The 23237-nt window shown below is 58.9% G+C and carries 17 protein-coding genes; 14 read left to right on the top strand and 3 right to left on the bottom strand.

Annotated elements, in window-relative coordinates; translation table 11 throughout:
- Positions 1-75: 75 nt before the first annotated feature.
- The 12 genes from Q0Y02_RS12810 to Q0Y02_RS12865 all read left to right on the top strand — a co-directional run bounded on the left by Q0Y02_RS12810 (position 76) and on the right by Q0Y02_RS12865 (position 16566).
- The gene (locus Q0Y02_RS12810; protein ID WP_297769049.1) at positions 76-927 is read left to right on the top strand and encodes a branched-chain amino acid ABC transporter permease; all 852 of its coding nucleotides are present in this window, start codon (positions 76-78) and stop codon (positions 925-927) included.
- A complete protein-coding gene (locus tag Q0Y02_RS12815) occupies positions 927-1991 on the top strand; it encodes a branched-chain amino acid ABC transporter permease (protein WP_297769052.1) in 1065 nt (354 codons plus the stop codon). Before Q0Y02_RS12810 ends, Q0Y02_RS12815 begins: the two co-directional genes overlap by 1 nt.
- Positions 1984-2751, top strand: coding sequence for an ABC transporter ATP-binding protein (locus Q0Y02_RS12820; protein ID WP_297769055.1), 768 nt, complete (start codon positions 1984-1986; stop codon positions 2749-2751). The genes Q0Y02_RS12815 and Q0Y02_RS12820 overlap by 8 nt, the downstream gene beginning before the upstream one ends.
- Entirely contained in the window at positions 2738-3445 is a 708-nt protein-coding gene (locus Q0Y02_RS12825; RefSeq protein ID WP_063508089.1) for an ABC transporter ATP-binding protein, read from the top strand. The genes Q0Y02_RS12820 and Q0Y02_RS12825 overlap by 14 nt, the downstream gene beginning before the upstream one ends.
- A gap of 69 nt (positions 3446-3514) precedes the next feature.
- Positions 3515-4702: an ABC transporter substrate-binding protein gene (locus tag Q0Y02_RS12830; RefSeq protein WP_297769062.1), complete on the top strand. Its 1188-nt coding sequence runs from the start codon at positions 3515-3517 to the stop codon at positions 4700-4702.
- A 250-nt stretch (positions 4703-4952) separates the two neighbouring features.
- Positions 4953-7040 (top strand): 3-hydroxyacyl-CoA dehydrogenase NAD-binding domain-containing protein, encoded by a 2088-nt coding sequence (locus tag Q0Y02_RS12835; RefSeq protein ID WP_297769065.1) that lies wholly within the window; start codon positions 4953-4955, stop codon positions 7038-7040.
- Between the two features lie 264 nt (positions 7041-7304).
- Positions 7305-8501, top strand: coding sequence for an acyl-CoA dehydrogenase family protein (locus Q0Y02_RS12840; RefSeq protein ID WP_297769068.1), 1197 nt, complete (start codon positions 7305-7307; stop codon positions 8499-8501).
- 12 nt (positions 8502-8513) lie between these two features.
- Complete coding sequence (locus Q0Y02_RS12845) at positions 8514-9656, top strand: acyl-CoA dehydrogenase (protein WP_297769072.1); 1143 nt, start codon at positions 8514-8516, stop codon at positions 9654-9656.
- A gap of 256 nt (positions 9657-9912) precedes the next feature.
- Complete coding sequence (locus Q0Y02_RS12850; RefSeq protein ID WP_297769075.1) at positions 9913-10941, top strand: NADP-dependent oxidoreductase; 1029 nt, start codon at positions 9913-9915, stop codon at positions 10939-10941.
- A gap of 170 nt (positions 10942-11111) precedes the next feature.
- Positions 11112-12032, top strand: coding sequence for a 2-dehydropantoate 2-reductase (locus Q0Y02_RS12855; protein WP_297769078.1), 921 nt, complete (start codon positions 11112-11114; stop codon positions 12030-12032).
- Positions 12033-12343: 311 nt separating this feature from the next.
- Positions 12344-15697, top strand: coding sequence for an Ig-like domain-containing protein (locus Q0Y02_RS12860; RefSeq protein WP_297769080.1), 3354 nt, complete (start codon positions 12344-12346; stop codon positions 15695-15697).
- Between the two features lie 14 nt (positions 15698-15711).
- Entirely contained in the window at positions 15712-16566 is an 855-nt protein-coding gene (locus Q0Y02_RS12865) for an OmpW family outer membrane protein (RefSeq protein ID WP_297769083.1), read from the top strand.
- 154 nt (positions 16567-16720) lie between these two features.
- Here the strand turns inward: Q0Y02_RS12865 and Q0Y02_RS12870 are convergent, their stop codons facing one another.
- On the bottom strand, positions 16721-17689 hold the full coding sequence (locus tag Q0Y02_RS12870; protein ID WP_297769085.1) for a zinc-binding dehydrogenase: 969 nt from the start codon (positions 17687-17689) through the stop codon (positions 16721-16723).
- A gap of 172 nt (positions 17690-17861) precedes the next feature.
- Between Q0Y02_RS12870 and Q0Y02_RS12875 the strand changes: the two genes are divergently transcribed.
- Positions 17862-18881 carry an MBL fold metallo-hydrolase gene (locus tag Q0Y02_RS12875; protein WP_035250328.1) on the top strand — a complete coding sequence of 340 codons (1020 nt, stop codon included), beginning with the start codon at positions 17862-17864 and terminating at the stop codon, positions 18879-18881.
- A 178-nt stretch (positions 18882-19059) separates the two neighbouring features.
- Here the strand turns inward: Q0Y02_RS12875 and Q0Y02_RS12880 are convergent, their stop codons facing one another.
- The gene (locus tag Q0Y02_RS12880; RefSeq protein WP_297769089.1) at positions 19060-20472 is read right to left on the bottom strand and encodes a hypothetical protein; all 1413 of its coding nucleotides are present in this window, start codon (positions 20470-20472) and stop codon (positions 19060-19062) included.
- Positions 20473-20522: 50 nt separating this feature from the next.
- The gene (locus Q0Y02_RS12885) at positions 20523-21680 is read right to left on the bottom strand and encodes an acyl-CoA dehydrogenase family protein (protein WP_297769445.1); all 1158 of its coding nucleotides are present in this window, start codon (positions 21678-21680) and stop codon (positions 20523-20525) included.
- A 323-nt stretch (positions 21681-22003) separates the two neighbouring features.
- On the opposite strand from Q0Y02_RS12885, the gene Q0Y02_RS12890 reads away from it, so the two are divergent.
- Positions 22004-23206 carry a 3-oxoadipyl-CoA thiolase gene (locus tag Q0Y02_RS12890; RefSeq protein WP_297769092.1) on the top strand — a complete coding sequence of 401 codons (1203 nt, stop codon included), beginning with the start codon at positions 22004-22006 and terminating at the stop codon, positions 23204-23206.
- Positions 23207-23237 lie beyond the last annotated feature (31 nt).

A 23237-nucleotide genomic window follows, 5' to 3' on the forward strand; every position in this document is an offset into this window, starting at 1 on the left:
AAAGGAAAAACGGGAAACGCGATTGCCGCTTGGCAACCGTTCCCACACACAGGAGGCTTTGCCTTGGACTTATTCATGCAGCAAGTGCTTAACGGCCTGACGCTGGGCAGCATCTACGGGCTGGTGGCCCTGGGGCTGACCCTGGTGTACGGCATTTTGCACGTACCGAACTTCGCCCACGGGGCGCTCTACATGGTGGGCGCCTATGTGTCCTACGTGATCATGGTCGATGTTGGCGCCAACTACTGGCTGGCCATGCTTGGCGCCGCCGCTGCGGTGGCGTTGCTGGCGGTGTTGTGCGAACGGCTGGTGTTCAACCCCTTGCGTGATGCGCCGCCGATCCACGACAAGATTGCCGCCATCGGCATCATGCTGTTTCTCGAGGCGCTGGTGCAGATGCACTGGGGCGCGGAATTCCGCCGCATGCCCACGCCTTATACCGGCATCGTCGAATTTGCCGGCCTGACCATGCCGGCCCAACGGATACTGATCATCGTCGGCGCCTTCTCGCTGATGGCGGTCCTGCATCTGTTCCTGAAAAAGACCATGACCGGCTCCACCATTGTGGCCATGGCCCAGAACCGGGAAGGGGCCTTCCTGGTGGGGATCGATGCCAACCGGGTGGCGATGATGACCTTTGCCATCTCCGGGGTGCTGGCGGCGGTGGGGGCCACCTTGTTCGCGCCGATTAACCTGGTCTACCCGGCCATGGGGCATCTGCTGATCATGAAAGCCTTTGTGATCATCATCCTTGGCGGCATGGGCTCCATCCCTGGTGCCATCGTTGGCGGCTTGATCATCGGGTTTGCGGAAGCCTTTGGTGGCTTCTACATCTCCACTGACTACAAGGACATCATCGCCTTCGCCTTGCTGGTGGTGATTCTCTCTATCAAGCCCACCGGTCTGTTTACCAAGGGGGTGCGCTAATGAACGCCCTGCAGAAGATTTCCGAGTTCTTTATGACGCCGGCGATGAAGATCGTGATGATCCTCGCGGCACTGTTGTTCCCCTTTGTGGCGAGCAATGAATACCAGATCTATGTGATGGCGCTGGCGTTTGTCTGGGCTATTGCGGTCTACGGTATGAATATCATCACCGGGCTTTGTGGCCAGTTGAATCTGGCCCATGGCGGCTTCTTTGCCATCGGCGCCTATACCCTGGCGATTCTCACCGTGGATCATGGCTGGGCGTTCTGGTGGGCCTTTGTGGCTGCCGGTGTGTCCGGTGCGTTGTTGGGCTTCCTGGCCGGGGTGGTGTCGCTGCGCCTGAAGGAGCATTACTTCGCTATTTTCACCCTGTGTGTGGGGTTCATCATTTATCTGCTGATCGATAAGTGGGAAGAGCTGACCCACGGTGCCCTTGGCATTATCAATATTCCGGCGCCATCAGGTTTCGGCCTGGTGGATTTCACCGAGACCACGCCGTTCTATTACCTGGCTCTGGTATTCATGGTGCTGTCCATCTGGTTGGCCGCACGTATTGCCAATTCCCTGCTGGGCCGCAGCTTCCGGGCCATTCGTATCAGTGACGAGCTGGCCGCGTCCCTGGGTATCAACCTGATGCGCAACAAGGTTCTGGCGTTTGTGCTGTCCACCACCTATGCCAGCGTGGCCGGTGCGCTGTATGCCGGCATGGTGCGTTTTATCGGCCCGGCGGAAGCCGACGTGGTGCATACCTTCGACATGATTACCTTCCTGCTGGTGGGGGGCATCGGCACCCTGATGGGGCCGTTGTTCGGCACCCTGGCGATTACCTGGCTGACCCAGTCTCTGCAGTTCCTGGAAGAGTACCGGATGATCGTGTTCGGCCCGTTGCTGGTGGTGCTGGTGATCTTCTTCCCACGAGGCGTGGTGGGCACGTTCCTGACCTGGCGTGGTCGCCGTCTGGCCGCAGCTCATGAAACTGCTCAAAAGGAATCTGCCAGCGAAAAAAAGCCGTCGTCGAACAAGGCGACGACACCTCGCAATCAGGAGGCCGGTAACCATGCTTAAGATCAATAATCTGACCAAACGGTTCGGTGGCCTGGCGGCGGTGAACAACGTCAGCATCGAATTCGAAGCCAACAAGATCAACGCCATCATCGGCCCCAACGGGGCCGGCAAGAGCACCTTCTTCAATCTGGTGGCCGGGGCCATGGCGCCCACCGAAGGTTCCATCGAATACCAGGGTATGGATATCACCGGTATGGCCTGTGATCGCATCGCCCGGCTGGGTATCGCGCGAACCTTCCAGACCACTTCGCTGTTTGATGAGTCCACGGTGCTGGACAACCTGATCGTAGGCCACCGTCTGCGCACCCAGTCGCGCCTGTGGGATGTGATCATCAACTCCAAGCGTCTGCGTGATGAAGAGAAGAAATGTCGTTCCCGGGCCCAGGAAGTGCTGGATTTCGTCGGCCTGTCCCATATCGGTCATCGCATTACCGCGGACATCAGCCAGGAAGAAAAAAAGCGCGTGGCCTTTGCCCTGGCCCTGGCCACCGATCCGGAGCTGGTACTGCTGGATGAGCCCGCCGGTGGCATCAACCCGGAGGAGACCGAGAACCTGGCATCGCTGATCCGCAAGATGGTGGAGCACGGCGTCACCGTCTGCCTGATCGAGCACAAGATGGACATGATCATGAACCTGGCGGACAAGATCATGGTGTTGGATCACGGTGAAAAAATTGCCGAAGGCACCCCGGAACAGATTCGAAGCAATCCGGTGGTAATCGAAGCCTATCTGGGGAGTGATGACGATGCTGCAGCTTAACGATGTGGAAGCGCGCTACGGCAGCTTCAAGGCCCTGGAAAAAGTCTCCATGACGGTGGGGGAGGGTGAACTGGTGGTATTGCTGGGAGCCAATGGCGCCGGCAAGAGCACGCTGTTCAACACCATAAGTGGCCTGCTCAAACCCACCGCCGGCAAGATTTCCCTGAATGGCAAGGATGTCACCGGCCTGAAGCCCTCCGGCCTGGTACAGAGTGGCGTGGTGCAGTGTCCGGAAGGGCGCAAATTGTTCCCGGAAATGTCGGTGCTGAAAAACCTGATGCTGGGTGCCTATGTGCATCGCCGGGACAAGGCCGCCATGAAGAAGACGCTGGACCAGGTGCTGGCGCTGTTCCCGATTCTCGACGAGAAAAAGGACCATGCGGCCGGATCTCTCAGTGGTGGCCAGCAACAGATGGTGGCCATTGGTCGCGCCATGATGGGGCGGCCCAAACTGCTGCTACTGGACGAGCCTTCCCTGGGGTTGGCTCCGCTGGTGGTGAAGCAGATGTTTGAAACCATCAAGGGCATCAACGAACAGGGCACCACGGTGTTGCTGGCGGAGCAGAATGCCTTCGCCGCACTGAAAATTGCTCACCGCGCCTACGTGATCGAAAACGGTCGCCTGGTGATGGAGGGTGATAAGGACGCGATGCTGGGTAACGAAGAAATTCGCAAGGCCTATATCGGGGCCTGAGACATCTTCACCAAACCCGCACCGTGTGCGCTACAACAAGCTTGAGCAAAACAATAACGGGAGAGTTTCATGAGCAACGGAAAAAATACCCTGGTTAAGCGCTTCTGCCGTCTGGCCTGCGCCAGTGCCATCGCACTGGCTGCCAGCGGCGCGCAGGCGGCCGAAACCGTTACCATCGGCTTCACCGGCCCACTGAGTGGCGGTGCTGCCTTGTACGGCCAAAACACCCTGGAAGGCCTGCAAATGGCCGCCAAGGAAATCAACGACAAGGGTGGTTTCAAGGTGGGTGATGACACCTACGAGATCAACCTGGTATCCCTGGATGACAAGTATGCCCCCAGTCAGGCGGCGGTGAACGGCAAGCGCCTGGTGCAGCAGTACAATGCACCGGTGATCTTTACGCCGCATTCCGGTGGTACCTTTGCCCTGCAGGCGTTCAATGAGCGGGATGATTTCCTGGTGATGTCCTATACCTCGGTGCCCACGGTGACCGAGAAGGGCAATGAATTGACTGTGCGTATCCCGCCCACCTTTACCGGCTACATGAAGCCGTTCACCAAGATCGCCATGGAGCAGAATGGCAAGAAAGTGGCCATCGCCAATGCCACCCATGACTACGCCAAGTACTGGACCAAGGCATTCGTCCCCACCTGGGAAGCCATGGGCGGTACCGTGGTAGCGGATAACCCCATGGACTACAACAAGTCGGCGGACTTCTATACCGGCGTGAGCAAGGTACTGGCAGAGAAGCCTGACGTACTGTTCATTGGCGGGGCGTCCGAGCCCACTGCACTGGTGGCCAAGCAGGCCCGCCAGCTGGGCTTCAAGGGTGGCTTCGTGATCATGGACCAGGCCAAGATGGGTGAAATGTCCAAAATCATTGGCGGCTACAAGATGCTGGAAGGCTCCGTGGGTGTGGTCCCGCTGACCATGTACGAAGAACAGGGTGCCAAGGACTTCGTCGCCAAGTACCAGAAGCAGAATGATGGCGAGGATCCGACCACGGAAGTGGCCTACAACTACTTCGCCATGCACACCGTGATTCAGGCCATGAAGGAAGCCGGTACTGTGGAGGACTCCAAGGCAATTCGTGCGGCTATGGGCGATGCCCTGAAGAGCCTTGCGGAAGAGCATAATCCCTACGGCGTGACGGAAATCGATGCCAAGGGCGGCATGATGGCTGACCCCAACATCGCCACCGTCAAGAAAGGTGGCACCGTAGAGCTGCAGCGTATTTCCGAGGTGCTGGGGGAATAACCCGGCGAGGAGGGGAAGCAGGGCGCCAGGCGCCCTGTTTTTCGGCCTGTTTCAAATAATGAAATATAATTCCAAAATAATTGAAACCGGTTCGCCTTTGCTTATACTAGAGCCTGTTGGCAGTCATGTGCGTTGCCCTTGAGGCATCGCAGATCAGTGTCAACATATCCATATCTTCCTGACCCGGCGTGAGACCGGGCGGACACTGTCATGCTTCACCGAAGCATGGCAGTTCAATGAGGAGAGTACTATGAGTCATCCGGTCAGCCTCAGTCGCGATAGCGATATTGGCGTAATTCGAATCAACTATCCCCCCGTCAATGCGCTTGGCCATGGGGTCCGGGAAGGACTGCAGAGCTGTCTGCGCGAGGCCCTGGCGGACGACGGCATCAAGGCGGTGGTGGTCATTGGTGAAGGCAAGACCTTCCCGGCCGGCGCCGATATCCGTGAATTCGGCAAGCCGCCCCAGCAGCCGGTACTGCCGATGGTGATCGATGAATACGAAGCCAGCGACAAGCCGGTGATCGCTGCCATCCACGGCACCGCACTGGGTGGCGGGCTGGAAGTGGCGCTGGGCTGTGATTATCGCGTGGCCCTGGATAGCGCCCGCCTGGGCCTGCCGGAAGTGAAGCTGGGCCTGCTGCCCGGCGCCGGTGGCACCCAGCGCTTGCCGCGTCTGGTCGGGGCTCAGAAAGCCCTGGAAATGATCGTCGGCGGTAACCCGATCAAGGCAGCCGAGGCCCGGGAACTGGGCCTGGTGGACGAGGTGGTCAGCGGCGATCTACTGGAGGGTGCACTGGTCTTTGCCCGCAAGCTGGTGGCTGGTGGCGCGCCGCTGCGCAAAATCTCCGAACTGGACGTGCCCGGTGATACCAGTGCCGAGCTGTTCGACCACTTCGAGCAATCCATTGCCAGAAAACAACGGGGTTTAAAGGCGCCGTTTTCCTGTATCAAGGCGGTCAAGGCAGCGGTGGAGCTGCCCTACGACAAGGGTGTTGAGCGCGAACGGGAGCTGTTCTTCAAGCTGATGGTCTCCAGTGAGTCCGCGGCCCAGCGCCACGTCTTCTTTGCCGAGCGGGAAGTGGCCAAGGTGCCCGGCCTCGACAAGAACACGCCCAAGCGTGAGATCAAGCTGGCGGCCGTGATTGGCGCGGGCACCATGGGTGGTGGCATCGCCATGAACTTCGCCAATGCCGGCATTCCGGTGAAGATTCTCGAGGTGAAGGAAGAGGCCCTGGAAAAGGGCATCGCCATCATCCGCAAGAACTACGAAAACACCGCCAAGAAAGGCCGCATCACCCAACAGCAGGTGGAGCAGCGCATGGCGCTGATTCAGCCTACCCTCAGCTACGATGACCTGAGCGATGTGGATCTGGTGATCGAAGCGGTGTTCGAGAACATGGATGTGAAGAAGGCCGTGTTCAGTGAGCTGGACCGGGTTTGCAAATCCGGCGCCATTCTTGCCACTAACACCTCCACCCTGGACGTGAACCGCATTGCCAGCTTCACAAACCGTCCCGAAGACGTGATGGGCATGCACTTCTTCAGCCCCGCCAACGTGATGAAGCTGCTGGAAAACGTGCGCGGCGAGAAGACCTCCGACGAGGTGATCGCCACTGTCATGGATCTCAGTCGTCGCATCGGCAAGGTCGGGGTACTGGTGGGCGTTTGCCATGGTTTTGTCGGCAACCGCATGCTGCACAAGCGCCAGGCAGAAGCCATTCAACTGGTCAACGAAGGCGCCAGTCCCCAGCAGGTGGACAAGGTATTGTTCGATCTGGGCTTCCCCATGGGGCCCTTTGCCATGTCTGATCTGGCCGGTATGGATGTGGGCTATCGCATCCGCGAGGAACTGCGTAAGGAAGACCCGGACACTGCGCCACCGCGCAACTGGACCGACGAACTGGTGGAAGCCGGCCGATTGGGCCAGAAAACCCAGGCTGGCGTATTTGACTATAAAGAAGGCGATCGTACCCCTGTGCCTTCACCGGATGTAGACGGCATTATTGAACAATACCGTAGTGACAACGGGATTGCCCCGCGCGAGATCAGCGATCAGGAAATCCTCGAGCGCTGCATGTACGTGATGGTCAACGAGGGCGCGAGGATCCTGGAAGAGGGTATCGCCGCCCGGCCGCTGGATGTGGACGTGATCTGGATCTATGGCTACGGCTTCCCGGTGTATCGTGGTGGGGTGCTGTTCTGGGCGGACCAGGTGGGCGTGAAAACCATCCATGACAAGATCAACGAGATCTACCAGCAAACCGGCTCGGATGTCTGGAAACCGGCCAAACTGCTCAGCGATCTGGCAGAGCAGGGCAAGGGCTTTTACAAGTAATCTGAATAACGAACGGCTGCAGAGGGAGTTAGTTGAAAGTTAAAAGTTGAAAGTTAAAACGCGAATTAGTGGGGTTGCCAACTGAATAGGGACTGAGCCGCGCCGCCTGACTTTAATTTGTAGCAAATAAAGTCTGGGTCGCGGCCACCGAGTTTCTCGATTGCTGGTGACCTTGACCGCGCTTTTAAACTTTGAACTTTATACTTTCAACTCGATGACCACGGTGGTGAAAACGCTCAACAACCTTTCAAGAGGTTCTGAAAGATGGATATCAATTACACCCCGGAAGAACTGGCGTTTCGCGATGAAGTGCGCGCCTTTCTGGACGAGAAGCTGCCCAAGGAAATTGCCAGCAAGGTGAAAAAAAACCAGCACCTGGGCAAGGAAGACACCATCCGCTGGCAGAAAATTCTCAACGAAAAAGGCTGGATGGCCCTGCATTGGCCGAAGGAACATGGCGGCACCGGCTGGTCCCCGATCCAGAAGCATATCTTCGAGGAAGAGTGCGCCGAGTACGGTGCCCCCACCGTGTTGCCCTTTGGTGTGAACATGGTGGCGCCGGTAATCATCAAGTTCGGCACTGAAGAGCAGAAGAAAACCTATCTGCCCTCCATCCTTAACAGTGATGTGTGGTGGTGTCAGGGGTATTCCGAGCCGGGTGCCGGTTCGGATCTGGCCGGGTTGAAAACCAAGGCCGTCCGTGAAGGCGACCACTATGTGGTCAACGGTCAGAAAACCTGGACCACCCTGGGCCAGCATGCGGACTGGATCTTCTGTCTGGTACGCACCGACCCCAACGCCAAGAAGCAGGAAGGCATTTCCTTCCTGCTGATCGACATGCAGACCCCGGGCATCACTGTGCGTCCGCTGATCACCCTGGACGGCGAGCACGAAGTGAACGAAGTGTTCTTCGACGACGTGAAAGTGCCGGTGGAAAACCTGGTCGGTGAAGAGAACAAGGGCTGGACCTGCGCCAAGTACTTGCTGACCTTCGAACGTACCGGTATTGCCGGTGTGGGCCAGTCCAAGGCGGCGCTCAAGCATCTCAAGGACGTGGCTGGCAAGGTTCAGCAGAACGGCAAGCCGCTGATTGAAGACCCGCTGTTCCGCAACCGTCTGGCGGATGTGGAAATGGAGCTGATGGCCCTGGAAATGACCAACCTGCGTACCGTGGCAGCAGCCCAGGCCGGCGGTGTCCCCGGCGCGGAAAGTTCCTTCCTGAAAATCATGGGTACCGAGCTGCGTCAGGAAATTACCGACCTGTTCCGTCGTGCGGCGGGCCCGTACGCCCAGCCGTTCCTGCCGGAAACCTTTGAAGCGGATTACGACGGCGAGATGGTGGGCCCGGACTTTGCCAACAGCGTTTCCACCAAGTACTTCAATATGCGCAAGCTGTCGATCTTCGGTGGTTCCAACGAAATTCAGAAGAACATCATCGCCAAGATGATTCTCGGTCTGTAAGGAGTATTGAGCATGGATTTTAAACTGAGCGACGAACAACGCATGCTCGAGGAAACCGTGGGCCGTCTGGTTCGCGATGGTTATCCCTTCGACGTACGTGAAAAAGCCCGCACCAGCGAGTTGGGTTACTCAACAGAAATGTGGCAGCAGTTCGCCGAACTGGGTCTGCTGGGCGTGCCATTTGCCGAAGACTTCGGCGGCTTCAATGGTGGTGGCCCGGAGCTGATGGTAGTGGCCGAAGGGTTTGGTCGTGGCCTGGTGCTGGAGCCCTATCTGGCCACTGTGGTGCTGAGTGGCACCCTGATCGATTCCCTGGGCAGCGACAGCCAGAAAGAGGAATTGATCAGCGCCATCGTTGGCGGCGAAGTACGACTGGCCCTGGCCGCCTACGAGCCGGAAGGCCGTTATGACCATACCCATGTGGCCACCAGCGCGGAAAAGAGTGGCGATGGCTATGTGATCAACGGTAGCAAGGCGGTGGTCCTGCACGGCGATAGCGCCGACAAACTGGTGGTGATTGCCCGCACCGCTGGTAGCACCAATGATCGTAATGGTCTGTCTGCCTTTGTGGTGGATGCTTCCGCCGATGGTGTGAGCCGTCGCGGTTACGAAACCATTGATGGCCTGCATGCGGCGGAAATCACCTTCAACAAGGCGCCGGCGGAGCTGCTGGGTGAAGAAGGCAGCGCCATTGACGCCCTGGAGAAATCCCTGGCGCTGGGCATCGTTGCCCTGTGTGCGGAAGCCACCGGTGCCATGGAAGTGGCCTGTGACCACACCTTGAACTACATCAAGGAACGCCAGCAGTTCGGCGTACCCATCGGCAAGTTCCAGGCCCTGCAGCACCGTATGGTGGAAATGCGCATGGAACTGGAAAAGGCCCGCTCCATGACCATTCTGGCCGCCTGCTCCCTGGAGCTGTCAGCGCCGGTGCGCGCCAAGCGCCTGGCCGCCGCCAAGGCCCTGATCGGCAAGTCTGGTCGCAAGGTGGCGGAAGAAGCCATCCAGCTCCATGGTGGCATGGGCATGATGGAAGAAACCGCACTGTCCCATTACGCCAAGCGTATCGTGATGATCGATCACCAGCTTGGTGATCTGGGCTACCACATGCAGCAGCTGGAAAGCCTGCTGGATGTGGACGAAGACGCAGCGTAACGCAAAACACCAAGGCGGCTTCGGCCGCCTTTTTTGATAAATAATATTTCTTACCCGTAGGAGCGTCGCTGGCGGCGCGATAAAAGACCAGGATCAAAAGCACTCTCACCACAGAGGGCACAGAGTACACAGAGAAGAACCCGTTTTTTTCTCAGTGATCTCTGTGTCCTCTGTGGTAAATACCGCTTTTCAGGTTTTGGGTGATCGCGCCGCCAGCGACGCTCCTACAGGTAGGTTTGAAATCCGGGAGAGCACCATGACAATTAACCGCCAGATCATTCTGTCCGAATACCCCAAGGGCATGCCTCAGGCTGAGCATCTGCCCATGCGCGAAGGGGAGATGCCGTCTGCGAAAGACGGGCAGGTTCTGATTCGCACCATTTACCTGTCCCTGGACCCCTATATGCGTGGCCGCATGAGTCCGGCCAAGTCCTATGCCGCCAGTGTGGAGCTCGGTGATGTGATGCAGGGCGCCACCGTGGGCCAGGTGGTGGAATCGCGCCTCGAAGGCTATGAAGCCGGCGATTACGTGCTCGGCTTTGGTGGCTGGCAGGAATACTCCGTACAGGGCAAGGAGATGCTGCGCAAGCTGGATCCGAAGCAGGCGCCCATCAGTACCGCCGTGGGGGTGCTGGGTATGCCGGGCTTTACTGCCTATGCCGGGCTGCTGGAAATCGGCCAGCCGAAAGAAGGCGAGACGGTGGTCGTTTCTGCCGCCAGCGGCGCGGTGGGTCAGGTGGTCGGTCAGATCGCCAAGCTCAAGGGCTGCCGTGTGGTGGGCGTGGCCGGTGCGCCGGATAAATGCCAGCACGTGATCGACACCTATGGCTTCGATGCCTGTGTGAACTACAAGGACGACGACTTTGAAGCCCAGCTCAAGGCGGCGTGCCCGGACGGCATCGATATCTATTTCGAAAACGTGGGCGGCAAGGTGTTCGATGCGGTGATGAAGCTGGTCAACGATTTTGCCCGCATTCCACTGTGTGGTCGCATCGCCCACTACAACGATACCGAAGCGCCCCAAGGGCCGGATCAGTTGCCAGCGTTTCTGACCAAACTGCTGGTCAAGCGGATCCTGATCAAAGGGTTTATCCAGTTCGATTATGCCCACCTGATGAAGGATTTCGTCCGTGACATGGGTAGCTGGATGCAGGCCGGAAAAATCCAGTATCAGGAGGATATTGTCCAGGGGCTGGAAAATACCGTGGATGCCTTCCAGGGCCTCCTGGAAGGGCGCAACCGGGGTAAATTGCTGGTGCAGGTCAGCGAGGATACTTCACGGTAACGGCGACAGAGGGTGCGCAGTTCCAGGCGCTTTTCGCGTTGCATACCGTGCACTATCACTGGCCAGCCTCGATAACGGTGAGGCTCGGTACAGGTTGTTGTTGATCGTTATCCTGCTGACATAGTGCTTTTGCATGTCATGCGGCAGGGATTGTTCAGAGAGAAACCCTTATGACGAATAAACCCAGCATCCTGGTCGTCGGCGCGGGCGCCATCGGCAGCTTTTACGGTGCCATTCTCAAGCGTGCCGGCTGTGAGGTGAGTGTGGTGCTGCGCTCGGATTATGACGCGGTAAAGGAGGGCGGGTTTCGCTTTACCAGCCCGCTGGGCGACTTGTCCTGGCAGCCAGACCGGGTGTATCGCCCCGATGACACACCGGACGCGTTTCCTGACTATGTGCTGCTGTGCGTCAAGGTGCTGCCGGGCGTGGATCGTGCCGCGCTGGTCCGTCCCTGGATGGGCGAACACACCGGCCTGGTGCTGATCGAAAATGGCCTGGATATCGAACGAGAGTTGGCTGATGCCTATCCACAGCATCCACTGGTGAGCTGCCTGGCATTTATCGCTGTCAGCCGCACCGGCCCCGGTGAGGTCCATCATCAGGCCTATGGCCAACTGGTCATGGGCAATTTTCCCGCTGGCTTTGATGATCACTGCCGTCGGTTGAGCGGCCTGTTCAAGGAAGGGGGCATTGACGTCAACGATAGCGAGGCGGTGGTGGGCGAACGCTGGCGCAAGTGTGTCTGGAATACACCGTTCAATCCCCTAAGCGTGCTGTGTAATGGCGCCGATACCCTGTCGATTCTCGACGCCCCTGGTGGTGAAGATCTGGTCCGTACGATGATGGAAGAGGTGATGGCCGTGGCCGCTGCCGATGGTTATCCATTGCCGGTAGATCTGGTGGAAAAGAATCTGGCAGGCACTCGCAAGATGGGTGCCTACAAAAACTCCATGGCGCTGGATTATCTGAACGACCGACCCATCGAACTGGATGCCATCCTGGGCAATGTGGTGGCGATTGCCAAACGATGCGGGGTAGCTGTCCCACACCTGACGACGGTGCTGACAGCACTGCGTATCCGTTACCAATGAGGCGTCATTCTGACCGCAGCATGATACAAAACGTCATGTTGCGGTTTTTCTTGTCAACGAAGCATTACGAACAAAGTTTTAGTGCAGAAATCCTGATGGCAAAGTCGGTTTTCAAAAGCCGTTGAATTGCTTGATAATTTGCTGCGTGAAGTATACGTGAATATAAAAATCGTCTATTTATCAGGTAGATAAAACGCACCAATATGTCGATTTTTGCTTACAAACGATAACTTGTCCCTGTCCGCTCCCCGCTTAATCCTGTCCCGGTAAACAGAAAAATCTGTCGCCAAAAACAAGAAACGTGTGAAAGGATGCGCACAACAACTATTCAGCGTCTGGCTGTCTTATCCCTGCTTTATCCCTTACTGAATGCCTGCGAAGACGACCCGGATTTGTTTATCCCACCGGAGCCCGGTGACGCACTGATCTATGCCTATCCCTCGGACGGTATGGTGGATCTGCCTCTGGGCAGTAAATTGCTGCTGACCTTTTCCAGTGATATCGACGAAGCAGCGGCCAAGGCGGAGTGTCAGCCTGACGGCGATAACTTTGTGGGTACGCTGTGTCTTGCCGACAGCGAGGGGAGTCTGGTGGATCTCAGCAGTGCTGAAGTCTCCAACCGGAAACGTACCCTGACGTTCTCCATGTCTGGTCTGCGTGCCGGTGAAGAATACCGACTGTGGGTGTCGCCGGAGATCGCTTCCGGAGTCGTCAACCTGGATGATCAGGACGGCCCGCTGATTACCTTCCGTACCCGTCAGTACAACCCGCTTCCCGACCAGGCGCCCCAGGTGCTGGCCATCAATCAGGAAATGCCCAGCGTTTACCTGCCCGAGCCTGTCGGTGAGGAACGCTTTCCGTTCATGGATTTCTCGCCAGTGCGGATCACCTTTACCGAGCCTCTGGTGGAAACCACCGTCCGCTACGGTGACAGCGTCAAACTGGAACATCAGGAATCAAGGGAACTGGTGGATGTAAGGATTCTCAATGAGCGTCACTACATCACACTGGATCCCAAGGAAGATCTGATCGGTGGCGACACTTACACACTGACCCTGCAAGGCCTGGAAGATTTTGATGAGGACCTGCTGGAGACGGTGACCTATGAGTTGACGCCCACGCTGTCCAAGGATGACGTGGTCGATCTCAACCCGCCGATCAAGCAACTGATGAAAGCCCAGCCGGCACTGGGGGACCCGGGCTACCCGCAAACCTCGCGTCTGCATGGGTTACCCCTTAACCAGTTCAACCTGGTTACCGAAGCGCTGGGTGTGACCCAGGTAAATGCCATGCCGCTGGTGCTGGAAGGCTGGATGGGCCGACCGGATGTGCATGTGGATGCTGTTCCAGTGGTTGCTCGTGCCGGCCAGCAGCTGCGCATTGCCGGCATCGATCCGATCAAGCTCGGTGGCGAGGTGCGCACGCCCATGTTCACCGGTGACATCATCGGTACCTTTGTGACCGACGTGACGGGCTACCTGGTGACTAACCCCTATCGCCCGAAGGGCTTTCAGCCCGATGACGATTATGCGCCGATGTTTGTTTACATGAATTTTGACCTTGCCATGCATGCGGAAGAACCACGCGGCAATGCCTCGGTAAATCAGAATCTGATGCATATCCAGGCGGTTGGTGTGGTGGATGTGAGGGATGGTGCGCTGACATTCGAGGTGTTTCGAACCCTGGAACTGGACGTGCTTAGCGGTGCCGCCAAAGTCAGTGCGGACTTTGCACTGGGGGTGCGTGCGGATGTGGATTTCGAGTTCGAACAGCTCAATCGCGATCCGCTTCAGGCAACCGGGTCGTTTCCCGAACACAATCAGGCCCAGGTAGAACCGAGTAACAATATTGTTGTGGTATTCAACGAGCCGGTACACGACGAAGGAATGGAACAGGTGAAGTTGTTCCGCCAGGACAGCAACGAACCGGTGCCGGTGCAGGTGCGAAGCAGTGGTTCCAACCTGGTGATTACTCCGCTCAATGAACTGGCAGCGGGGCAGCGCTATTACCTGGATCTGGGCGATGGCCTGAAAGACCAGGATTTGTTCGATCCTTCGCACCTGCAGTTCGTGCCCGGGGATGCCACTGATGGCACTGGCCAGATTGTTTTCGATACCGCCAGTTATGCGGCCAACGATGATGCGCCGGTGCTGCCGCCGGTAGTACTGGGGGCCTACCCCGGTATCGGTTGTGCGTTGCAGGACCGCGGTGTTGAGCGCCAGGATGCAGACGGCAACACGGTGAAAATGGCTGGCCGGTGTGTGGGGGGGCTGGCGTCGGATTCGCTCTTCTACCCTTTCTTCTATGACGTCAGTCGCCCCATCGAGATCAGTTTCAATATGCCCATGGAAATGGCCTCCATGACTTTCGGCACCATTGCCGCTGACGGTGAATCCTGCGAAGGCGGGGCCATGTGTCTGGGCGAACAGGCCAATGGACAGTGGCAGAATATTCCCATGTCGGCACGGCGCAACAGCCTGCGTCTGCGGGCACTGCCGGCACCGGACACCATTGTCCCGGGTAATGCCTACCGGCTGGTGATCAACGGTGGCGACAATGGGGAAGCGGTATTCCGCAGCCACGACCGCTTCGGCAACCTGGATATCAATACGGACCCGCTCAACGGCATGGGTACCTGCGGTCCTCTCTCTAACCAACCCTGTGAGGGTGGTCCGCCGATTCTGCTCGATTTCACCGCCACGCCGGATGAAGGCGCCGCCTATGCCACCGTGCTGACCCGGGAATACACCGACGTCAATGGCAATGGCAACTGGGATGATGATGAAGTGGAAGCGGTCAACAACCATGCCCGTGGCCATGTGAAAAGCACAGGAGGGCTGATTGGTGGCGCCAACCTGGATGACGGCGACCAGATCTTTACCCATGCGGCTCTGCCCATGGCGTTCCTGCCCAAGGAACCCCTGGACCTGAGTTATATCGGTCTGGTCGATGAAGGCAATGGCCGCTGGTGTGCCACCCAGGAAGATGCCGATGGCGATATCTTCTGTATCCAGACCGTGGGGGAGTCAGCGATCCCGGTGGAGATCAATGCCCAGCATGTGATGGGCACATCACTGACCGCCAACGCTACCCTGGCCATTCCGGTTCTGGGCGATCTGATTCCGTTACCGCTGGAAACCGGAGCACTGGTGCTGCGTTTTCGGCCCTATGACGACAAGCCCCCGCAGCCTTTGCGCGGGTTTGTGGTGAACCAGATTGACCCGGACACCGGTGAGGAAATCGACAATCCGATCTTCATCACCCGCCTGGATGCCTGGCTGGATGCACCGGACCTGCGGCTGCTCTCCGCTTTGATCCCCGGTGGGCAAGCTATCCCCAATGTGGCGGATGCCAACGTGAGAAGCCTGCCGGTCTCTGCCTACCTGACCGGGCCGGTGAAATTCCTGCGCAACGGGCAGATCACGCTGGAGTCGCGTAATGCGTCCGCCATTGCCGCAACGCTGAACCTGTCGGTGGATCTTGGCGCCCTGATTCCGGTGCTGGGCGATCTGCTTGATCTGATCATCGGCGGCATCGTCCCCGAAGAAGGTGTGGGCTCTCTGGAGCTGGGCATTGCCAAGGACGACTTCCGCATCCGTGTGGTCAACAACCCGACCCACGCACGCCTCACTACGGCTGGTCAGGAAAATGCGGGGGAGCTTTGATAATGAGAAGAATAATGGATCATAAAAAACGGTTTCTCCTGTTTGTCGTGCTGGGGCTCTTTTCTGCCAATGTTGCCAGTCAGGACAAATACGGCCCGGATTATCCCGGAGTGAAATTTACCCAGAAGATTTTTGGCGAGGACCGGCTGTATTTCCGCTTCGGCGCGATCCACATGTCCCCGGACATAAAAACCCGCTCGATCACTCTCAGTAATCTCTCTGAAATTGCTGAAGTGGCGGTGGAGCCTGGCGAGCAGGAAGGGGAGGCGTTCAGTGACCCGCTCACCATTCCGGCCGCCATCATCGGCTACAAGCTGCGCTGGGGGGATGGAGGCTGGTCCATTGAAACCATGGTGGCATTACCGCCCACGCTGGAGCTGAAGGCCAAGGGCAAGCTGGCGGATGAGCCCCTGGTCACCGAGGCCAACGGCATTCCCACCGGGGTGCCGGCACTGGGCGAAAAGGTGGGCGAAACCAAGGTGGCACCGCCCATGGTGACCCTGGTGAAGCGATTCCGCATGGATCACAACTTCCGGCCCTATGTGGGCCTGGGAGCCGTGTACCTGTTTACCTACGATAGCCACGTCACCAACCCGATTCTCACGGAAGTGGGAGAACCGGAGCTGGAGATTCAGGATAAATTCGGCTGGGTAGGGCAGATCGGCGCGGATTGGCGGCTGAGCGATCACTGGTGGCTGGCGGCGGATGCCAAGTACATCAGCGTCAAGGAAGTGAAAGCCAAGGTGGATCGCACCTTCATCCGCGCCCCGGGCCTTCCCCAGTATCAGTTCGCGGAAGTGGGTGATGCAGAATTCGTGGCTGACATGAATGTGTATGCCTTCCACCTGGGGGTGGGGTTCACGTTCTGACTTGCCGGCGGTAATGCGCCGGTATCAGGGGAAAGCGCTTTCGTTGACCATCGACACAAACCGTAGTCAGGCCTGATGTTTTTGGTCATTGAGGCCTTGGCGGGAAACGTGAAATAGTATTTCAAATACTGTTTCCCGCTGGGCCTTGCTCATGTCAGTCGCCAACCACAATCACACGCTTGCCACTAAAGTCGTTACCGGCCATATGGTCGTGGGCGGCTTTGGCGTCGGTGAAGGTGAAGGTTTCCAGCGGCAGGGGCAGCAGGCGACCGCTGGCAAACAGGGGTGCAAGACGGTCATTGAAGACCTGCGCCATACGGATGCGGTTTTCCAGTGGCTGGCTGCGCATGGTCATGCTTTTCAGGGTCTGGCGTTTCATCAGCAGGGCGCCCAGATTCAGCTCCGTGGTCAGCCCGCCAAGAATGCCGATATTCACCAGGGTGCCCTCGGCGTGCAGGCCGCCGAGCAGGGCGTTCCAGTCCGGGCCGACCATATCCAGAATTACCGCCACACCCTGTCCGTCGGTGAGCGCATCAAGCTGGGCTTTCAAGGTACCGTCCTCGCACACCTGAGCCGCCAGGCCCATGTCGTTGGCGGTGTCCAGTTTACTCAGATCCCGGCTGCTGCCGATGGGGCGGGCGCCCAGCGCCGCGGCCAATTGGGTGGCGGCCAGGCCGACTCCGGCGGTGGCCGGGCGAATCAGGCACCACTGGCCGGGCTGCAAACCGCCTTCCAGAAACAACGCCCGGTAGGCGGTCAGAAACGCCTCGGGCAGGGTGGCGGCGCGGGCGAAGTCCATGCCCTCGGGAACGGTCAGCGCCTCCCGTTCGTGGGTGACGATCTGTTCGGCATAGGCACAACCGGGCACCAGGCCCATCACCGCATCGCCCACTTGCCGTTGCTGCACCCGCTCACCCACGGCGCTGACCACCCCGGCGTATTCCAGCCCGGGAATGCGGCTGTCGGTGCCCGGCGGTGCCGGGTAGCGGCCCAGTACCTGCAACAGATCCGCCCGGTTCACGCCGATGGCTTTCACCTGCACGCAAATTTCCCCCGGCCCCGGTTGCAGGTCCGGCAGTGTGTCCAGTTGCAGTTGCTGATCCTCAATACACCAGGCACGCATGGCTGTGCTCCTATCAATAATGGTTTACCACAGAGGGCACAGAGTGCACTGAGAAAACCCCTTGCCTGGAAGGCCTGTAAGCGGCTTTCAGAAACCAGCGGCGTTGCAAACAGCAGTTTGTTTTTCTCTGTGTACTCGGTGACCTCTGTGGTGAAAAAACAAAAGGTTGGTTATGTCACTACACTATCCGTTCACTGATCTGCCGCCGGCAGGCCAGCGTTTCAAGGTGGCCGACGGGGTTTACTGGCTGCGTTTCCCGCTGCCCTTTGCCCTCGACCATATCAATCTCTGGTTGCTGGAAGATAACCATGGCTGGGTAATCGTGGATACCGGCCTGGGAGTGCGCCGCAGCCGGGACATCTGGCAGCAGCTGTTGGCCGAACAACTGGACGGCAAGCCGGTGACCCGCATCATCGTCACCCATTACCACCCGGACCATCTCGGCATGGCCGGCTGGTTGCAGCAACACTGCCAGGCGCCGGTGATCATGAGCCGCGGCGAGTGGCAGTTGGCCAGCCATATCTGTGACGCCAGCGATGAACAGACCATCCAGCGCTTCAAGCATTTTCTCGGCAGCCATGGCCTGCAGGGCGACAACCTCGACAAGGTGGCCGGCAAGGGCAATGGCTTCCGCCGGGTGGTGATGCCCATGCCTACCGACCCGCAATTTGTCGGTGCCGGTGACAGCCTGACTATCAATGGTCAGCACTGGCAGATTCACATCGGTCGTGGCCATGCTCCCGAGCACCTGTGTCTGTACCGGAATGACGATCGCTTGCTGATCAGCGGCGACCAGGTGTTGCCCACCATTTCCAGCAATCTTATGGTGCGGCCCACGGAACCGGAGGCGAACCCGGTGGTAGCGTTTGTGGACAGCCTCAAGGCAATTCGCGATGCCCTGCCGCAGGACACCCTGGTTTTGCCGGCCCACGGCCTGCCGTTCCGGGGTCTGCATCACCGCATCAATGCGCTGGTCGCCCATCACGACCAGCAACTGGACCAGGTACAGGCCGCCTGCCGTCATCACCCCCACAACGCCCACGATATTCTGCCGGTGATGTTCAACCGGGAGCTGGATGTGCAGCAGCTCATGTTTGCCATGGGTGAAAGCATTGCGCATCTCAATTGTCTGGTGGAGCAGGGGCGGGTGCAGCGCGAAGACCGCGATGGGATCTGGCACTTCGCGGCCTGATCAAGAAGGTGAGCTACAAGCTTCAAGCTGCAAGATACAAGGCACGGAGAACGGTATAGCCATCCGACCAGCGCTTTCCTCCGCGTTGCAGCAAACGCTGTAACGCGGGCATGGCTTGGCAGTTTATTCGTGGCTCGCACGCGCCTTGTAGCTTGTAACTTGAAGCTTGTAACTCTTCTCATAACCACTGCCCCAACACCCCGATCCACAACGCCAGCATCGGCACCACCAACAAGAAAAAGACCCCATTCCAGCGCCAGGCAATCCGGTAGGGCGAGCGGCCGATCAATTGGCTGAGGACCAGCATGGACGCGGTGAAGGGTGAGGAGATCATCGACAGGCTCCAGGCGCACATCAGGCCCACGGCCAGCAGGCGGGGATCCGCGCCCACACCATCGCCCAGCAACGATGCCAGTAGCGTTACCGACACAATCGGGTTGAGGCCGATCTGGGCCAGCGCCACTACCAGCAACATGGCGGCCACGGCCATGGCGGCGCCCTGAAGATGAGTGGCCAACAGCAGCTCATGCAGCATCTGCGGGTCAATCAATGGCGTGATCAGCGCGCCCAGGCAGGCGGAGCCACCCAGCACCGCAATTTCCCCCCGGTTGGCGCCAAAGATCAGCCGTGAATGTCGCCCCAGTAATGTCAGTGCTCGAGGCAAGCCGGTGCCGCCACCCAGTCGCTGCCGTTGCAGGGCCATCCACAAAATAGCTGACAATGGGCAGGCCACCAGTACCGCCACCGGTAGACGCAGCTCGGCTGCTATCGATACCGCAAAGACTCCCAGGGTGATCGCCAGTGCCAGCAGGGTGAATTGCCACAAGGGTGTCAGGGAGTGCGGCGCAGTGTGTGGAACGCGGCTGGCCAGATGACCGGGGCGCAGACGCCAGTCCAGCCACCAGCCGAGCAGGAAGAACAGGCCGGCGGTGGGCAGTGCCACCGGCGCCAGTGTGGCCCAGGTAAGGCTCGGCATATTCGCCAGAATCACCGCCATGGTGATACCCAGTGGCGACACCAGCGGAGCCAGGGCAAAACCACGCAGAATCGACAGCATCATGCGTCGCTCCCGCGCCGCCTGAATATCATCATGGCCACCGGCGGCTTTCAGGGAATTGCTGCGCAGTACCATGGCGCCGAACAGATTGAGCACACCGATATTGATGATGACCCCGAACAGGGCGGTGCCCAGGGACAGGGTGGGGTAACGCAGGGTGGGCTTCTGCCTTATCAGGGTATTGCCAGCCTCGCGCACCAGCCGCGAGCGCATGGCGGAGACCCGCAGCAGACCCAGGGACGACACAAAGGTGGCAAAGAAACAGAGCCGGTCGAGAGCCTGTAGCAGAATGGGGATAGGGTGGGTTTCACGCCAGACAACCACGCCGGCCATGGCGATAACCACCAGCAGAATCCCCTTTGCCATCCGTGTCTGGCGCGGCCATTGCACCAGCAGATAAAGCAGCAGTGCGATCCGCGCCAGCCAGGCACCGGCTTGCAGATCGAACACCAGAAACAGCAGGGTGCCCAGCATGCACAGGGGAAGGGTGGTGTTAAGCGCTTTACTCAATCGCCGTGGGAGCCATGCTTGCATGGCGAATCAGCGTGCCCTTCGCCATGCAAGCATCGCTCCTACAGGGATCATCATGATTGTGCTGCCTGCCGGGCCAGCTCCCGGGCAATGACGATCTGCTGGATCTGGGTGGTGCCTTCGTAGATCCGAAACAGGCGCACGTCACGGTAGAAACGTTCCACCGCGTAGTCAGCCATATAACCGGCACCGCCGTGAATCTGCACCGCCCGGTCGGCCACGCGGCCTACCATTTCGGAACAGAACAACTTGCAGCAGGACGCATCCAGGCTGACTTTTTCACCCCGGTCCTTGCTGCGGGCCGCTTCCAGCACCATGGACCGGCCGGCGAACATTTCCGCGCGGGAATCCGCCAGCATGGCCTGGATCAGCTGGTGCTCGATGATGGGTTTACCGAACTGTTTGCGATCGGCGGCAAAATTCACTGCGTCTTCGATCAGTCGTGTGGCCACGCCCACACAGATAGCAGAGATATGCAGACGGCCACGGTCCAGGACTTTCATGGCGGTCTTGAAACCCACGCCTTCCTTGCCACCGATGATGTTCTCGGCGGGCACCCGGCAGTTGTCGAAAATGATGTCGCAGGTGTGGGCGCCTTTCTGGCCCATCTTCACGTCGGCCTTGCCGCGGGAAATGCCGGGGGTATCGCCTTCCACAATAAAGGCGGTGACGCCGCCGCCCCCCTGGATCTCCGGGTTGGTGCGGGCCATTACCGTAAACAGGCCCGCATGGGGACCATTGGTGATGTAGCGTTTGGTGCCATTGAGAATGTAGTGATCGCCGTCCCGCTGGGCGCGGGTTTTCACTGAGCCGGAATCTGAGCCCACATCCGGCTCGGTGAGACAGAAGGCGCCGATCACCTCGCCGGTGGCCAGCGGTGGGACGTACTTCTGCTTTTGCTCTTCGGTACCATCAATGAGAATGCCCTGGGCACCGATGCCATTATTGGTGCCCATCAGGGAGCGGAAGGCAGGGGAGGTACGACCCAGCTCGAAGGCCACCAGCACTTCCTCCTCCATGGTTAGCCCCAGACCGCCATATTCTTCGGGGATCGACAGACCGAATAGCCCCATGGCCTTCATGTCGGCGACAATGTCCTCGGGAATGGTGTCCGTCTCGGCCACGTGCTGCTCGGCAGGCACCAGCCGTTCACGGACAAAGCGGGCAATGGTATCGGTCAGTTGAGTGAGGGTTTCGGCATCACGGATCATGGTCGGGTCCGGCTGTAGCGTGGCTTCTTTTAGGGGTGTTATCGCAGGGCGAATCTCTTGCATCGCACTCTGTCACGGCCTATCCTGCTCGTCAAGTTATTCAAAATAACATTCCGCACAGCGGACAAGAGTGGTTGAAAGTGTAAAGTTCAAAGTTGAAACGCGACTGAGTCAGTCGCCACCCCTTGCACTCATTCCCTCGCAATGGCGGGCTTGAGAGCCAGCATTGGGGCGCGACGATATCGCTTATCGAATGGCAGATTCCCATCCCGCGTTTCAACGTTAAACTTTGAACGTTCAACTCTCTGAATGGGAGAGTGCAAATGCTGGATGCCTATATTTACGACGGCCTGCGAACCCCCTTTGGTCGCCATGGTGGCGCCCTGGCACCGGTGCGGCCGGATGATCTGTTGGCCGGGGTGATCCGTGAGCTGGTGCAGCGCAACGGGTTCGAGCTGTCCCGCTATGAAGATGTGGTGATCGGTAATACCAATCAGGCCGGGGAGGATGCCCGCAATGTGGCGCGCCACGCCGGGTTGCTGGCGGGGCTGCCGGAATCCGTGGCCGGGATAACCGTTAACCGCCTGTGTGGCAGTGGCCTGGCGGCGACGCTGGATGCCGCGCGCATGGTGACGGTGGGCGAGGGCGAGCTGATCGTGTCTGGCGGTACCGAATCCATGAGCCGGGCGCCCTTTGTGATGGCCAAGGCGGAGAAAGCCTTTAGCCGCGACATGACCATTTTCGATAGCACCATCGGTGCCCGCTTTCCCAACCCGGCCATTCTCCGCCAGTTCGGTGCCGACACCATGCCGGAAACCGCCCAGAACGTGGCGGACGATCTGGGCATCAGCCGTGACGCATCAGATGCGTTTGCCGCCCGCTCGCAGCAGCGCTACCAGGCCGCCCGGGAGCGCGGTTTCTACCAGGCAGAAATTCTGCCGGTCACCGTTCCCCAGGGCCGCAAGAAAGATCCGCTGACTGTGGCAGAGGATGAGCATCCCCGTGCCGGCACCACTGCCGAAAAATTGGCAAAACTGCCTGCTATCGTTGAGGGTGGCACCATCACCGCAGGGAATGCATCGGGCGTGAATGACGGCGCGGCGGCACTGATTATCGGTTCTCGCGCTGCCGGTGATGCGGCGGGCATTGCGCCCCGCGCACGGATTCTCGCCGGTGCCGTGGCCGGTGTGGCGCCCCGTGTGATGGGGCTGGGACCGGTAGAGGCCTGCAACAAGGCACTGGCCCGGGCCGGGCTGACCCTGGACCAGATGGATGTGATCGAAATTAACGAGGCGTTCGCCACCCAGGTCTTAGGCTGTTGCAAGCAGCTGGGCCTGGCCGGCGATGATGAACGCCTGAACCCGAATGGTGGCGCCATTGCTGTGGGCCATCCACTGGGGGCGTCCGGCGCTCGCCTGGCCCTCACCGCCATGCGCCAGCTGGAAGCCATTGGTGGTCGCTATGCGCTGGTCAGTTTGTGTATTGGGGTGGGGCAGGGCGTGGCCATGGTGATTGAAAGGCAGTGAACAGTTAATAGTGAATAGTTAACAGCGAAAA

This window comes from uncultured Alcanivorax sp. (assembly GCF_947258575.1).
In the GTDB taxonomy this organism is placed as follows: domain Bacteria; phylum Pseudomonadota; class Gammaproteobacteria; order Pseudomonadales; family Alcanivoracaceae; genus Alcanivorax.

Bases quoted from the DNA above. Each gene is read 5' to 3' on its own strand.
- Q0Y02_RS12840 (WP_297769068.1), top strand. From the start codon at position 7,305: ATGGATATCAATTACACCCCGGAAGAACTGGCGTTTCGCGATGAAGTG.
- Q0Y02_RS12865 (WP_297769083.1), top strand. From the start codon at position 15,712: ATGGATCATAAAAAACGGTTTCTCCTGTTTGTCGTGCTGGGGCTCTTT.
- Q0Y02_RS12810 (WP_297769049.1), top strand. From the start codon at position 76: ATGCAGCAAGTGCTTAACGGCCTGACGCTGGGCAGCATCTACGGGCTG.
- Q0Y02_RS12875 (WP_035250328.1), top strand. From the start codon at position 17,862: ATGTCACTACACTATCCGTTCACTGATCTGCCGCCGGCAGGCCAGCGT.
- Q0Y02_RS12820 (WP_297769055.1), top strand. From the start codon at position 1,984: ATGCTTAAGATCAATAATCTGACCAAACGGTTCGGTGGCCTGGCGGCG.
- Q0Y02_RS12830 (WP_297769062.1), top strand. From the start codon at position 3,515: ATGAGCAACGGAAAAAATACCCTGGTTAAGCGCTTCTGCCGTCTGGCC.
- Q0Y02_RS12870 (WP_297769085.1), bottom strand. From the start codon at position 17,689: ATGCGTGCCTGGTGTATTGAGGATCAGCAACTGCAACTGGACACACTG.
- Q0Y02_RS12815 (WP_297769052.1), top strand. From the start codon at position 927: ATGAACGCCCTGCAGAAGATTTCCGAGTTCTTTATGACGCCGGCGATG.
- Q0Y02_RS12860 (WP_297769080.1), top strand. From the start codon at position 12,344: ATGCGCACAACAACTATTCAGCGTCTGGCTGTCTTATCCCTGCTTTAT.
- Q0Y02_RS12845 (WP_297769072.1), top strand. From the start codon at position 8,514: ATGGATTTTAAACTGAGCGACGAACAACGCATGCTCGAGGAAACCGTG.
- Q0Y02_RS12835 (WP_297769065.1), top strand. From the start codon at position 4,953: ATGAGTCATCCGGTCAGCCTCAGTCGCGATAGCGATATTGGCGTAATT.
- Q0Y02_RS12850 (WP_297769075.1), top strand. From the start codon at position 9,913: ATGACAATTAACCGCCAGATCATTCTGTCCGAATACCCCAAGGGCATG.
- Q0Y02_RS12855 (WP_297769078.1), top strand. From the start codon at position 11,112: ATGACGAATAAACCCAGCATCCTGGTCGTCGGCGCGGGCGCCATCGGC.
- Q0Y02_RS12880 (WP_297769089.1), bottom strand. From the start codon at position 20,472: ATGCAAGCATGGCTCCCACGGCGATTGAGTAAAGCGCTTAACACCACC.
- Q0Y02_RS12890 (WP_297769092.1), top strand. From the start codon at position 22,004: ATGCTGGATGCCTATATTTACGACGGCCTGCGAACCCCCTTTGGTCGC.
- Q0Y02_RS12825 (WP_063508089.1), top strand. From the start codon at position 2,738: ATGCTGCAGCTTAACGATGTGGAAGCGCGCTACGGCAGCTTCAAGGCC.
- Q0Y02_RS12885 (WP_297769445.1), bottom strand. From the start codon at position 21,680: ATGATCCGTGATGCCGAAACCCTCACTCAACTGACCGATACCATTGCC.